This is a genomic window from Candidatus Kryptonium thompsonii (assembly GCF_001535985.1).
GTDB classification, from domain to species: Bacteria; Bacteroidota; Ignavibacteria; order Kryptoniales; family Kryptoniaceae; genus Kryptonium; species Kryptonium thompsonii.
On the sequence record NZ_CZVS01000049.1, the window covers coordinates 1 to 15,421 of the forward strand.

At 37.1% G+C, this 15,421-nt stretch carries 7 protein-coding genes and 2 CRISPR repeat arrays; all 7 genes read left to right on the plus strand.

From position 1 onward, the window contains the following. Positions 1–53 precede the first annotated feature (53 nt). Positions 54–5,277: direct repeats of the CRISPR family, unit length 30 nt; unit sequence GTTTGAATCGAACCTGTGAGGGATTGAAAC. 244 nt (positions 5,278–5,521) lie between these two features. From cmr1 to cmr6, 7 genes are read left to right on the plus strand one after another with little or no spacing between them, the layout of a single operon-like run. After that, on the plus strand, positions 5,522–6,583 hold the full coding sequence (gene cmr1, locus AWW78_RS07490) for a type III-B CRISPR module RAMP protein Cmr1 (protein ID WP_075426194.1): 1,062 nt from the start codon (positions 5,522–5,524) through the stop codon (positions 6,581–6,583). Beyond that, complete coding sequence (gene cas10, locus AWW78_RS07495; protein ID WP_047134756.1) at positions 6,580–9,324, plus strand: type III-B CRISPR-associated protein Cas10/Cmr2; 2,745 nt, start codon at positions 6,580–6,582, stop codon at positions 9,322–9,324. Before cmr1 ends, cas10 begins: the two co-directional genes overlap by 4 nt. Before the next feature lies 1 nt (position 9,325). Continuing rightward, positions 9,326–10,444 (plus strand): type III-B CRISPR module-associated protein Cmr3, encoded by a 1,119-nt coding sequence (cmr3, locus tag AWW78_RS07500; RefSeq protein ID WP_047134757.1) that lies wholly within the window; start codon positions 9,326–9,328, stop codon positions 10,442–10,444. After that, entirely contained in the window at positions 10,441–11,640 is a 1,200-nt protein-coding gene (locus AWW78_RS07505) for a putative CRISPR-associated protein (RefSeq protein ID WP_047134758.1), read from the plus strand. The genes cmr3 and AWW78_RS07505 overlap by 4 nt, the downstream gene beginning before the upstream one ends. Position 11,641: 1 nt before the next feature. After that, a complete protein-coding gene (gene cmr4, locus AWW78_RS07510; protein WP_047134759.1) occupies positions 11,642–12,616 on the plus strand; it encodes a type III-B CRISPR module RAMP protein Cmr4 in 975 nt (324 codons plus the stop codon). A gap of 22 nt (positions 12,617–12,638) precedes the next feature. Then, positions 12,639–13,253 carry a type III-B CRISPR module-associated protein Cmr5 gene (gene cmr5 / locus AWW78_RS07515; protein ID WP_082357572.1) on the plus strand — a complete coding sequence of 205 codons (615 nt, stop codon included), beginning with the start codon at positions 12,639–12,641 and terminating at the stop codon, positions 13,251–13,253. Then, complete coding sequence (gene cmr6, locus AWW78_RS07520) at positions 13,250–14,185, plus strand: type III-B CRISPR module RAMP protein Cmr6 (protein ID WP_075426195.1); 936 nt, start codon at positions 13,250–13,252, stop codon at positions 14,183–14,185. Before cmr5 ends, cmr6 begins: the two co-directional genes overlap by 4 nt. Positions 14,186–14,473: 288 nt before the next feature. Then, positions 14,474–15,230: a CRISPR direct-repeat array (repeat unit 29 nt; unit sequence TTTGAATTGAACCTGTGAGGGATTGAAAC). The last annotated feature ends 191 nt before the right edge of the window (positions 15,231–15,421 follow it).

The window sequence follows — 15,421 nt, forward strand, 5'->3', positions numbered from 1 at the left end:
CCTGTGAGGGATTGAAACTCTCTTGACAAATTGCGTTGAAGTTATTATATTTAGTTTGAATCGAACCTGTGAGGGATTGAAACCTACAAATATAACAAATTTTATCTTGCTTGTCAAGAGTTTGAATCGAACCTGTGAGGGATTGAAACAAAATTAAATCTCTGCTTACCAAAAATAAACCAAATGTTTGAATCGAACCTGTGAGGGATTGAAACTTTGGTTAATCGGAAAGAGCAAGAAAGGAGAATTTGTTTGAATCGAACCTGTGAGGGATTGAAACTTCAGCAATCTCTTTCATCTCATCCGTCACTCTTTTAGTTTGAATCGAACCTGTGAGGGATTGAAACCTGAATTTCAATCATCTGATCGGTTAATTGCCTTAGTTTGAATCGAACCTGTGAGGGATTGAAACGGAGGCAAGCGATTATACTTTTAAAGCTGATGTAATGTTTGAATCGAACCTGTGAGGGATTGAAACTTTAAATCTTCCTGAAACTTTAGCGCCTGAACCTTGGTTTGAATCGAACCTGTGAGGGATTGAAACTATAAATTAACCCCAATTTTCTCAAGTTCAAGCTTTGTTTGAATCGAACCTGTGAGGGATTGAAACTTATGCATAACACGTTCTCCACAATCACAGTGACCCGTTTGAATCGAACCTGTGAGGGATTGAAACGAACCTTTTAAAAACAATAAGTCACCGAGACGATTATGTTTGAATCGAACCTGTGAGGGATTGAAACAATTCTTTTGGAACAAAATAAAAAAGTGTATTGTGCAGTTTGAATCGAACCTGTGAGGGATTGAAACACGCAATTTGTCAAGAGGCAAAAATAAAAGTGTGATTGTTTGAATCGAACCTGTGAGGGATTGAAACTCCTGAAACTTTAGCGCCTGAACCTTCGCCTCATCTGTTTGAATCGAACCTGTGAGGGATTGAAACAAGATTTGCTTGATGATTTAACTTATCAACTATTGGAGTTTGAATCGAACCTGTGAGGGATTGAAACGAGATAGCGCCCCTGTGAATCTTTGAGTTTTCTTAACGTTTGAATCGAACCTGTGAGGGATTGAAACGAAAGTTGAGCGACAAGTTTTATAATTCTGGATATAAGTTTGAATCGAACCTGTGAGGGATTGAAACTAATATATCGTTCCACTTGCAATCCTTACGCCCGGTTTGAATCGAACCTGTGAGGGATTGAAACTGAACTCTTCTTTCCCCATTTCATCAGCCCGTAGCTTCGTTTGAATCGAACCTGTGAGGGATTGAAACATAAGAGCATACCATATATTCTTATCGCTCAAATTCAGTTTGAATCGAACCTGTGAGGGATTGAAACTATTTAACATACGCTAATGCAAATGACAACATCCGAGTTTGAATCGAACCTGTGAGGGATTGAAACTATGTATATCCGCAATTCCAACACCCATGCAATTCCCTGTTTGAATCGAACCTGTGAGGGATTGAAACATTTTTAGTTTTCAAAATACTTTTTATCCTTTAAAGTTTGAATCGAACCTGTGAGGGATTGAAACAATGAGACATTAATTTATAAAAGAACTCGTAGCGCGTGTTTGAATCGAACCTGTGAGGGATTGAAACTTTTAATTCCCTTCTGCGACCATAAATACCCCTTTGTTTGAATCGAACCTGTGAGGGATTGAAACCATACAATTTTAAAATCAAGAAAATTAAAAATCAAGTGTTTGAATCGAACCTGTGAGGGATTGAAACATCACTTTTGAATTTGTAAATTTTACACACAATTATGTTTGAATCGAACCTGTGAGGGATTGAAACCCATTAAAGATATAATAATGTGCGTTGGGGCTTCCATGTTTGAATCGAACCTGTGAGGGATTGAAACGAAGAAGATTTAGAAAAGGTTGTGACCGTTAGGACGTTTGAATCGAACCTGTGAGGGATTGAAACCAAGGTCCATTTTAACCCCCATTACTTTTTTTGTTTTGTTTGAATCGAACCTGTGAGGGATTGAAACTTAATATTAATAATTTCAACCAAAACATGCGCGTAATTGTTTGAATCGAACCTGTGAGGGATTGAAACTCGTTAAAAGGGAGTTTATATCCGTCAACACGCCACGTTTGAATCGAACCTGTGAGGGATTGAAACTCCCTATTCGAATAACTCGTCCGGGGCGCGCAAAAGTTTGAATCGAACCTGTGAGGGATTGAAACAAAAACAGGAGTGTGATTTATATCACACTGTTTTTAAGTTTGAATCGAACCTGTGAGGGATTGAAACTTCTTTTAATTGCCTCGGTAATGCTTATTGTTTTAATGTTTGAATCGAACCTGTGAGGGATTGAAACATTTTAAGTTCGCACACTCACGATTCAATTTATTATCGTTTGAATCGAACCTGTGAGGGATTGAAACTTATGCATAACACGTTCTCCACAATCACAGTGACCCAGTTTGAATCGAACCTGTGAGGGATTGAAACTTAAAAGGTGGTTTATATCCGTCAATATACCACCTGTGTTTGAATCGAACCTGTGAGGGATTGAAACATTCTCTCCCCAAACAAATTGTGGGGGTTTACAACGTTTGAATCGAACCTGTGAGGGATTGAAACATAAATTTTATCAATTCCAACCCATTTATCCCGTTCAGTTTGAATCGAACCTGTGAGGGATTGAAACAGAGATGAATTAAATTTTATGGTTATTTCCGTTATTTGTTTGAATCGAACCTGTGAGGGATTGAAACGCAATTAATGATAGATATGTTTCATTTAGCTGGACTTGGTTTGAATCGAACCTGTGAGGGATTGAAACACAACTATATAACTTGAACAAACAAGTTTATTATTTGTTTGAATCGAACCTGTGAGGGATTGAAACATAAGAGCATACCATATATTCTTATCGCTCAAATTCAGTTTGAATCGAACCTGTGAGGGATTGAAACTATTTAACATACGCTAATGCAAATGACAACATCCGAGTTTGAATCGAACCTGTGAGGGATTGAAACTATGTATATCCGCAATTCCAACACCCATGCAATTCCCTGTTTGAATCGAACCTGTGAGGGATTGAAACATTTTTAGTTTTCAAAATACTTTTTATCCTTTAAAGTTTGAATCGAACCTGTGAGGGATTGAAACTTCGATATTGTCAACTCTATCAGACAAATTTTTTATCAGTTTGAATCGAACCTGTGAGGGATTGAAACGCACCAATACCCATCCTTTCTCTTTCGGCGGCTTCACGTTTGAATCGAACCTGTGAGGGATTGAAACTTTTGTAATTCCGTATAACTCATATCCTTTCTCTATTGTTTGAATCGAACCTGTGAGGGATTGAAACATGTTTGAATTTATGCAATTTTATTTATGATTTGGAAAGTTTGAATCGAACCTGTGAGGGATTGAAACTTGAAAGGGGTTCTATAATTGCGATTAAATTGTAAAAGTTTGAATCGAACCTGTGAGGGATTGAAACATGAGAACAAGCACTGGAAATTCCTTAACATAAATCTGTTTGAATCGAACCTGTGAGGGATTGAAACTCATTTTTTCCTCCATTGTTTTGTTTTTGAATTTAAGTTTGAATCGAACCTGTGAGGGATTGAAACAAGAGAGACAAAGAAGGGGACTGACGGGATCCCAGAGTTTGAATCGAACCTGTGAGGGATTGAAACAGCATAAACGAGCGCCTTGATCCACTCCTCGCCCCTGAGTTTGAATCGAACCTGTGAGGGATTGAAACAATATGAACAGCCAAAACAACATGCGGAGGTGAAGGGTTTGAATCGAACCTGTGAGGGATTGAAACATAAGAGCATACCATATATTCTTATCGCTCAAATTCAGTTTGAATCGAACCTGTGAGGGATTGAAACGGTGAAATACCGCCTGAAGCTTCACGACAACAGGCTCGGTTTGAATCGAACCTGTGAGGGATTGAAACTAAAATTCTCTTCGCTTCATTTTCGCTTATTTCTACGTTTGAATCGAACCTGTGAGGGATTGAAACATTTTTCCCCGGTTGCTATGAACCGGGTTGATTTTTTAGTTTGAATTGAACCTGTGAGGGATTGAAACTTGTTTTAACCACCGTTTTATTTTAAACAAATCCTTATGTTTGAATCGAACCTGTGAGGGATTGAAACTGGGACAACAGGATCGGCGTCAAGCTGACGAATTCGTTTGAATCGAACCTGTGAGGGATTGAAACGTTGGTTTGCGATTCTGACGGAAGCGAAATCGATAGTGTTTGAATCGAACCTGTGAGGGATTGAAACACTACAGCCTTGTGCCGGGAGACATTGTCGAAATCGAGTTTGAATCGAACCTGTGAGGGATTGAAACTAGATTTTCTTATATTTTACTGCTCCACCAATTAGTTTGAATCGAACCTGTGAGGGATTGAAACTAAATTCGCAATTATATGCAACACCATTGGAAATAAATGTTTGAATCGAACCTGTGAGGGATTGAAACCAAATAAATAATCATTCTTCTTCACAACATTGTTAAAGTTTGAATCGAACCTGTGAGGGATTGAAACACCCTCAAGAGCCAGTTCTTTTGTCATTTTAACCAGTTTGAATCGAACCTGTGAGGGATTGAAACTATATCTTGCCAAAGCGGTATCTATATTACTTTCATGTTTGAATCGAACCTGTGAGGGATTGAAACAATATTCTACACTGCCACATTTTTCACACCTAACTTCGTTTGAATCGAACCTGTGAGGGATTGAAACTTCGTAGCTAACTCTTATCTTGATTCTGTTATTCAGTTTGAATCGAACCTGTGAGGGATTGAAACACACATTATTCCGCCGACGCCGAACGCAAATGTTTGGGTTTGAATCGAACCTGTGAGGGATTGAAACCCCTTGATAGGGAAAAATTGGACTGCGTCATTTAATCGTTTGAATCGAACCTGTGAGGGATTGAAACATTTTTCCCCGGTTGCTATGAACCGGGTTGATTTTTTAGTTTGAATTGAACCTGTGAGGGATTGAAACTTGTTTTAACCACCGTTTTATTTTAAACAAATCCTTATGTTTGAATCGAACCTGTGAGGGATTGAAACGTTTTTAGAAAGGTTTTGGGTTAGCATTATTATGTCGTTTGAATCGAACCTGTGAGGGATTGAAACATTAAGTATTTCAATTGCTTCAGTCTTACATTAACAAGTTTGAATCGAACCTGTGAGGGATTGAAACCTATGATATACAAAAACAACAACTTTACTCTCATTTTGTTTGAATTGAACCTGTGAGGGATTAGATTAGGGTAATTTGTGAATTGAATTGGTGAGGGGGGGTTAAAGCATATAGTTTGTGGAAAGCTTTTAATGTTATGGTGAGTAAAAGGGTAAAAAGGTCAGAAAAATTTTTGATAATGTGCATGTAAAGTCAGTTTAAGAAATTTTGTAAGCCGGGTAATTTCAGAGAGTGTAGCTCTTGACTTTTATTTAATTTATTGATATAATTAGCACAGAGAGGAGCCTCCAAAATACTAAGGTGGATTTAAAATGGAATTAAAGTTAAAGTGCAAAACCATAACACCAATGTTTATGGCGGGGGCTGATGGTAAAACTCCTGAGTTAAGGTCTTCAGAGTTTAAGGGGATGATGAGGTGGTGGTGGAGGGCAATAAAGGCGGATGATGATATTGGAAAGTTGAGAAAAGAGGAAGCGGAAATTTTTGGAGGGACTGGGGAAGGAGAGGGCAAAAGCAAGGTGAGGGTGATAGTAAAGCCAGGCTCAATTGACATAGGCAATGATGTTCGTGAAGTAATCAACGATGATCCCGGATTAAAATATCTGTATTACTCAACATTCTCATTAAGGGCGAGGGGAGAGCCGATAATAAGGAAATATTATAAACCCGAAAGTAGTTTTTCGCTTGAAATAGTTTCATTTGATTATTATTCCTTTGGGAAAGCGAGCGCGGCGTTGTGGGCATCTATTTATTTAGGTGGATTTGGAACAAGGGCGAGAAGGGGAGGTGGAAATCTTGCTGTTGAAAGTGCTGAACCAAATAATATTAAGGGTATAGAGTTTTATTGTAATGCAACAAGTGTAGATGAATTGGAAATTTGGCTTAAAGAGAATTTAAAAATTGTCATTCAGTTATGTAATGCTAATGTAGGCAGTTTACAGTATACTACTTTAAAAAATGGAAAGATTCTCCTATTTAAACCTTTACGCTCATGGCGGGATGCACTCAATGTCATAGGTGAAAGATTCAAAAACTTCAGAAACAATAAGGAAGAAGAAATTTTTGAAACTCCAGCATTTGGAATGCCTGTTATGCACAATCGCTTTAGTACACGATTAGTTCCCTATGAAAATAGGCATGAGCGGCTTTCAGACAGATGGGCTTCGCCAGTGATATTTAAGGTGATTAAAGGGAAAGGAGAAAATTACTTCCCTGTTGTCATTTTTCTGAATCCCGGTGGAGTTAATTTAATTGGAAGGGAGGAAAGAGTTGGTAATGATTGGGATAATGCGAAAGAAATTCAAAAAATCACTTTTAAGATATTGTCATCTTTTAGAGATTATTTAAAGCCCACAAAGGAGTTAACCTTATGAGTAATTTTGCGGAAAAGTTAAAAGTATTTCTTCATGATCCAGTGGATAAATGTTTTGGTATTCAAACTCATATTGCGAGGGCTAAAGATTACGCTGAAAAAATAGGGGTTAGCGATGTAGATAAAGTGAGGGGGCCTGATATCATTGCATCATGTATGGAGCGGAGTTTGCTTCCAAGGGGTATTACACAGGATTTTAATCAGATCAGGCATCCTTTAAGTGAGGGGAAGATAGATGTTTCGGGTATTGATTTATCTGAAGTTTTCTCAGTTGTTGGTGAGGTTTTTGAGGAGATTGGAAAAGAAATAAGCGGTTATGATGATGAGCGTAAATTTCTTTATATCTGGAGAAATTTACTTGAAAAGCTTATTGAGAGATCCAGTGGTAAGCCTTGGTGCGGATATATACCACTTCTTCCAGCGGACACGAGGGTGCCAGATCATTCAATATGGGAGCATTTGAAGGTTTCGTCTGCAGTTAATGCATATTTGTATGATAGTGAATTAATGCAAAACAATTCACTATTTCTTTTTACTATTGGTCCTGTTCAATCTTTTATTTCGCAGGCAAGGAAGACGCAAGATTTTTTCATGGGAAGTTTTATTCTTTCGTATTTAACTTTTATTGGCATGAAAGAGATATTAAATAGGTATGGTCCAACCTCAATTATATATCCAGATCTTTTCAGGCAACCTCTTATGGATTGGTTTCTTGAGAGAGAGAAAAAAATTGATGTTCAAAATTCGAATTTAAGATTCGTAGATATTCCTACAATTCCAAATAGATTTGTTGCTTTAATCCCTGAATCAGATCGTGAAAAAATAAAGGAGTTAGCTGAAGGGGCAAAACGAAATATCTTCGAAGAGCTTGCATGCATTCGGGATAGGATTTTGCAAAAGTTAGATTTAAATGAGCAGAGGATAAAAGAGGCTATCGAGAAACAGCTTATAGATTTTCCGCAGATATATTGGGTTGCGATTTCTTGGAGGAAGGGTGAGGCAAATATTGGGGTTGATGATCTTAAAGATTATTTTTACGGTGACGAATTAGCGAAATGGAATAATTTTTGGAGTTTTGCAAAGGATAAAGGGGAGCATCCACCGAACATTGGTTTACTTTATCAGCTTCTTTACACTGCGCTTGAGAAATCGATGGGCGCAAGGAAAAATTTGAGGGGGTTCAGACAATTTGAGGAAACAGGGCGTAAATGTTCTGTCTGTGGGGAGAGGAATGTTTTATTTTTCTGGGAGACGAAAAACAAGAAAAAATTTACAAGATATAATCCAGAAGCGATAGATTTAACCGATAAGGTGAATCACAAGTATTTTTCCGACGGCGAAGGCTTGTGTGGGTTGTGCTTCATAAAAAGAACGTTTGAACTTTATCTTGAAGAACTTTATCCTGAAGAAAAGGTTGGTAAAAGATTTAAAGCTTTGACATTTCCATCGACGGCGGAGGTTGCAGTGGCGGATTTCAAGGAGAGGGCGTTGAAGGAGGCTAAAGAAAAGTTTGAAGAATATGAAAAATTGTTAAGAGATTTATTAGGTAACGAGTGTCCTATTGTTTCTCCAGTTCCGAAATTGAAGGATAGTTTACAGGATACTGTAGAAGGGGAATTGTTTTTTGAGGAGAATTTAGATAAGGGGGCAATAAAAGAAGAATTAGATGTTGATTTGACTGATGAGCAGATAAGGCAAATTAAAGAATGTTTTAAAGAGTTAACTGAAAAAGTAGGAAAGCCAAATCCTTATTATGCTTTAATTTATCTTGATGGAGACAACATGGGGAAGTGGCTTTCGGGTGAGCTTTTGCCTGAGATTGAAAACGCTTATAATTCTGAGGTGTGGGGGGCGTTACCGGAAGATTTTAAGGAGCAGTTGAAGGGTAAATCTTCAAGGAAGCTTTTGACGCCGGCGATACATGCTTCTATTTCAAATGCTTTAAGGAATTACTCGATAGAGTTTGTGAGGAAAATTGTTGAGGAGGAGCATCTTGGGAAACTTATATATGCTGGTGGTGATGATGTATTGGCTTTTGTTAATTTAAGGGATTTGCTTGATGTTATGGAGAAGTTAAGGTTTGCTTTTTCTGGTGAGGTAAGGGTTGAAAATGGACAAATAAAAGTGTCGGGAGAAAATCAAACAGGTTTTGTGGGAAAAGATGATGTTTATTACCTTACGATGGGTAAAAATGCGACGGCATCTATGGGGGTTGTAATTGCACACTACAAGGAGCCGTTAAAGGTAGTGATAGGTAGAGTTTTTGAGATGAAAAGGAAAGCCAAAAATAATCCTGATAAAGATTCCTTTTCAATTCTTTTGATGAAGAAGTCGGGGGAGGAGAGGATAGCGATGTACAGCTGGAGATACAAATGTAGTTCAACCAATGATATACTGCAAACCATTGATGTGATAAAAAGGGCGAAGAATGCAATGAATGATGAGAATGAAAGATATGTTTCTCATAGGTTTATTCAAAAGTTAAAAGGGGAATTTGTAAGGTTAAAGAATAAGAAGGGGCGTTTGGTGTCATCTGAGGGTGTGTTTAACGACGAGCTTCGTAGGTTAATTTCTCGTGCTTACAATTATAAAGGAAGCGGGAGGGATGATAAAGACAAGAAAAAGAAGTTTATTGAGGATTTTTACACAGATATTCAAAGACTTTTCTTGAAATCCGGCAGAGATTTAGACAATTTTACCAACTTACTTGAAATTGCAAGTTTTTTAAATAAGGGAGAGTAGTATGTGGTATAAGATTACACCAAATGATACTTTGTTTTTCAGAGGTGGGATGCCTTTCACAATGGGGGCGGAGTCTTGGACAGAGATAATTTTTCCGCCGAATCCATCGACGCTTTATGGTGCGATAAGAACTTGGTTGATATTTGCAAAGGGAAGTTTGAAAGATTTCAAGGAAGGGAGGTTCAAAGAAGAATTAGGAATGCCTAAAACAAATAATTTGGAAATAAAAGGTTCGCTTAAAATTAAAGGTCCAATTCTGTTAAAAGGGGAATTATTATTCCCTTCGCCGTTGGATTTATTGAAGAACAAAGAAAACAAGAGAGATAATATTTTAGAGTTTTTAACTTTTTCTGAGAAGCCTGATATATTTATTTCAGATTATCAAATGGATGGAATTTTGCTTTGGAAGGGTGTGGGGCATATGGAAGAGGCTGAGGGTTATATTACTGCTATTTATTTAGGTGATTATTTATCGGGGAGGAAAAGTTTAAGGCTAACGGAGAAAGATGAGCTTTACATTGTGGAGTCGAAGATTGGAATTGCAAGAAACCGTGTAACAAAAACTACAGTGAAGGGGCATCTTTATCATGTGCCGATGATAAGGTTGAAAGATGAAAAATTGAGAGGTGATGTGTCGATTGCTGTGTGGATTGAGGGGGTTGAAGATGTTCCGGAATCGGGTATAATTCAGATTGGTGGAGAAGGGAAAACTGCGAAGATAGAAAAAATGGAAAGTGATTTACTTCAAGAGATTGAGGATACAAGTTTAAATCTTAACAACAAGTTATTTAAAGTTTATCTTGCTACCCCAGCAATTTTTGAAAAGGGGTATTTACCTAAGTGGATCGATGAAAATTCTTTTGAAGGAAGTTATTGTGGTATAAACTTGAAATTGATTTCCTGTGCGATTGGGAAATATAGATTGATTGGGGGATGGGATATGGCGGAAAATAAGCCAAAACCTATGCGAAGGGCAGTTCCCGCGGGGAGTGTATATTATTTTCAGATACTTGATGATTCTGATGTTCAAAAGGTTAAGGATGTCTTTCATTTTAAGAATATTTCGGATATATATCCAGAGGAAGGTTACGGTTTAACATTTATTGGGGGCGTATCATGAAGAAGGTAATTACAATGGTTGGGACATCGATATTTGAGAATTATTTTGAAGAAGAAAGTGAGGATAAAATTTCCAGGGGCTATTTTGAAGATCTGCAGGAAAAGAGAGCTAAAGAATTTGATTTAGAAAAGGGGAAGATTCAATCTCTTAGAGATGCGATTAAGGAATGGATTGGCTCAAGAAAAGATAAAGGTAGGGCGAATTTGTCGGCAGAGGTGAAAAGTCTTTTAAAGTTAAAAGAGGAGTTAAAAGATGATGATTTTGAAGTTTATCTTCTTTATTCTGATACAATTTTAAGCAAGCTTGCGAGTCAGTTGATAGAAGAAATTCTTCAGGATTTAGGATTTGATAGTAAAAAAATTTACACGAGACTTATTAAGTGTTTGCAGGTTCAGGATAGAGAAGAGTTTAACACTGGTATGAGTGAATTGATAAATGAAATTTATAGGATTGCGGATGAATACTGGGATAATGTGATTATTAACATTACTGGGGGGTACAAGGCGACCATTCCGTATCTTACGATCCTTGCTCAGGTGAATAAATGTCCTGTTTATTATATATTTGAAAAAACTGATGCTTTGATAAAGATACCTTACATTCCATTAGATATTAAATGGGAGATATTTGAAAAAAATGAGGAATTTTTCACCAAGTTGGAGAGGGATGGGGTTAGTGAATTGAAGGGCATCAACGAGGAAGATTACGCAGATGTTTTGAGTTTGGTGGAGAAGGTTGAAAATTTATATTCTCTGAACAATTTGGGTATAGTTTTGTGGGAAAAGTATAAGCGAGGGTTTAGAGTTTTTTATGTATCTGGGTTGTTCAAGGAGTATATTGGCAAGGACCAAAATTTCAGGAACATAGCGGAAAAATCCTTATTAGAGCTTAAGAGAAGAATAGAGCAAAACCCACAGGATCCTGATTTAGACCATAGATTGGAGGATGTGGATTTGCAAGGATTTAAATGTTTTAAACATAAGGAAAGTAATTTACAGGTAAGGATTTTATATAAAGCAGAGGAAAGGAAGACTCGATATGGCGCTGTGGAGTATGATATTTATGCTGGGGCGATCAGCATAGGAAGTGATGTGCATAATGTTGAAAGTGAGTATATTGAAACTTTTAAAAGAAATTTACAGAAAATAAAAGATTTGGGAAATTACGAAGTTTATAAAATACAAAAGGAGGGATAGCATGTTTAGAAAAGTACAACCATTGTTCATAATTGCAGAGACTCCTGTTCATGCTGGAAGTGGGAGTGAATTGGGGCTTGTGGATCTTCCCATTCAAAGGGAGAGGCACACGGATTTTCCCAAGATTGAGGCTTCGGGATTAAAGGGTTGTATAAAGGAGGCGTTTGAGACTGCAAATAAGGAGGTAGATATTAATGGTAATAAAATAAGACCTAGGGACAAAATAAAATATAGGAAAGATAATACTGAAGTAGAACGAGACTATTTATCACTTGTTTTTGGTCCGGAAGACGGTGATGAGCATGCAAGTGCTATTGCTTTTACAGATGCGAGGATTCTTTTATTTCCTGTTAAATCGTTGAAGGGTATTTTTGCGTGGGTAACTTGTCCGATGGTTCTTGAAAGATTTGGGAAGGAGATCAGTATGGCTGGTATAAATTTTGACAATTTTGGAAATTTTGGTGAATTTACAGTACCACAACAGACAAATCTTGCGATTAACTCAAAAATTGTGCTTGAGGAGTTTACTTTTGAAGTGACTGAAAATGAAAAAGCAACTCAGGTTGCTCAATGGCTTGCTGAGAAAATTTTTCCAGCCGATAATTCTTATAAATTTTGGAAAGAAAAATTAAAGAAAGACCTTGTAATTTTAAGTGATGATGATTTCAAGCAATTTGTAAAGACCTCCACTGAGGTAATCACGAGGACGAGGATTGACGATAAAACTGGCACTGTTGCGTCGGGGGCGCTATGGACGGAGGAGTATTTGCCTCAGGATACGATTTTATATTCACTTGTGATGTTTACGGAGCCGAGGGTAGTGGAAGATGAGGGGAAGGGGGTATTTAAAGTAGGTGATTCGCAGAAGGAGGCAGAACTTGTTGCTAAGTTTTTTAAAGATGGGCTTCCAGAGGTAGTTCAAATAGGGGGAAATCAAACAATTGGGAAGGGTTTTGTAAGGTTAAAAATCCTTTGAAAATTAATAGGGAGGTGCAAATATGCCTGACAAAGAGAGTTTAATTACAAAACTTGAAAAGGGGAGGGCAGAGTTTGCGTATAGGTGTGTAAAGGAAGTAATTGAATTAAAACCTACAAATCAAAATAGTTATGCAAGTATAGCGATAAGGAAGTTTAAGGAGAATGTAAGAGAGTCTTTAGAAAAGGAGATTAAAGAAGGGAAAATTAACGAACAGCGCATTAATGAACTTTTGGAAAATCCAACTCAATTTTTAGATAAAGGTAAACTTAGTGATGAGGAAAAAAGAGTGCTTAGTTTTTATGAAACTTTATGTAAGAATTATCGTGCTTACGCAAGGAAAATTCCTCAGATGATTCTTTCCAATGGGCTTGGACAAACGCTTGCATTTGTTAAGTCGAAAGCAAAAAATGGAAATGCTTACGAAGTTTTATATTCGCAAATGACAGATTATCTTAAAAGCGATTCAACAGCGAGGATCCCGAGGCCACAGGATATAAATGAACTTGTTGAATGGGTTATTTCGCTTAATTCTTACCAATATCGTTATGCTACAGAGGAGATACTTGCATTTTTAAATTGGGTGAAGAGGTTTGCGGAGGGTTTGATTGAAACAGAGGAGGAGGGTGAAGGATGAGCGCTAAGAAAAGCAAGGGTTTTAAGAAGGAGGCAGGCACTGGAAAAATGAAGAGTATAAAGGGTGAAAAACCTGAGATAGAATATAGATTTTATAATCCAATTGATACGAAATATATACTTTACAGTGAAATTTTTAAAAAGGGGAGTGATTTTGAGAAGAACATAAATTTGCTTTTTTCTCGATTAATACCTGAAATTTCTAGTGAAAGGAGTGAAAATAAGGGTAAACATTTAGATTTTGTTATAAAAGAATTTGATAATTTTAAAAATAAGTTACAGATTTTTTCCCTTTTAAGTTCGAGAAGAGAAAGTTTTATTAAATCGTTGGAGGATGTTGGTTTTATATCTCGTGGTTTTTCTGCTTTATGTCAGTGGCGTCTTATAATTGGGCTTGGGGGAGTGCATCCGGAGGAGACGTCGATGACTTTACATCATATTTATGGGATTCCGTATATTCCGGGAAGTGCGGTCAAAGGGGTGACGAGGCATTGGGCGGTGTTGAAGTTTGCTGATAGGAGTGGTCAAGATGTAAACAGGATATCAAATGCCTTGGAAAATGGCGAAAATTTGGATATTGAAGTTGAAGGTATAAAATTTTCCGATCTAATAGAAATCTTTGGGACGCAAGGGAAGGTGGGCAGGGTTATTTTTATGGATGCATATCCACTACGGGAAGACGCGATAAATTTGAAGATTGATATAATGAACCCTCATTATCCTGATTATTATTCTGGGAAGCAACCTCCGGCGGATTGGCAGAATCCAAATCCTATAAAATTTTTGACTGTTGAGAAGACGCATTTTCAATTTTATTTGATTTCGCAGGATAGTTCTTTACTTCAGAAGTCGGAGGTGTTATTAAAGGAGGCGTTAGGGAAGTTTGGGATTGGGGCGAAGACATCTTTGGGGTATGGGATATTTGAGATTTAGGGGGAGATGCGTTAGGTGTTCAATTTTGTTTTGTGGGTTGAGGGGTTGTTTTATATTCGTTATTTCGTTTCCGAGAATCGCGTGAAGAAGTTAGCACATTGATTTTTGAATAATTTATTGATTTACAATCAAAAAGTCGCACTCTGACATAAACTAAGACATTTTGTCAGGGAGGTTGGCGGAAAAATTTGGGGTATGGGTTAACATTTAGGCTCTTGACTTTTGGTGGAAAATTTATTATATTATAGTGTCTGAATCTTGGTAGGTTTAAGTTTTATTTTATGGTGGTTTGAATTGAACCTGTGAGGGATTGAAACGATTTAGACAGCTTTCAACAAGATTATTTTCATTTGCGTTTGAATTGAACCTGTGAGGGATTGAAACCGGCTAATCGGGGATACATAGAAATACCAATACTCCGTTTGAATTGAACCTGTGAGGGATTGAAACCTAGGTTAAGCGATAATTAATTTGAATCGTTGAAAATTTTGAATTGAACCTGTGAGGGATTGAAACCTGTGGTCGCAACTTAAATATCGCATTGGCAAACAATTTGAATTGAACCTGTGAGGGATTGAAACTTTGATTTAAACAGGGATAATGACACTGGCATTCTATTTGAATTGAACCTGTGAGGGATTGAAACTGGGAAATTTCGGTTAAAGCAAGATGGAATGGGCTGGTTTGAATTGAACCTGTGAGGGATTGAAACGATACGACAACATCTTCAAGGTTGCGAGCGAGCTTCTTTTGAATTGAACCTGTGAGGGATTGAAACAGTATTTCAATTCGTTCCTCCTTGCTTAAAGTAACACGTTTGAATTGAACCTGTGAGGGATTGAAACTTCATTTTAGCCTCCATGATTTTTTTGTTTTTTTATTTGTTTGAATTGAACCTGTGAGGGATTGAAACATAATAAAGAAATCTGACAGTATCCATAGCAAAACTCGTTTGAATTGAACCTGTGAGGGATTGAAACATCTCTTCAACGCTCAATATTTTACCCTCTGGCGGGTTTGAATTGAACCTGTGAGGGATTAAAATGAAATTCTTGCTGTAAAATTATTTCAAAAAACACAAAATTCATTGCCTAAAAACTTATTTCACAGCAACTGTAAATGTTTTGCGTTAAGTTAAAATCATAGGAGAGGGGTTAAAATGTTAAGGAATTTATTTTTAGTTTTAATTTTTAATTCTTTAATTTTTTGTGAAAAGTTATTTTCACAACTATCGTT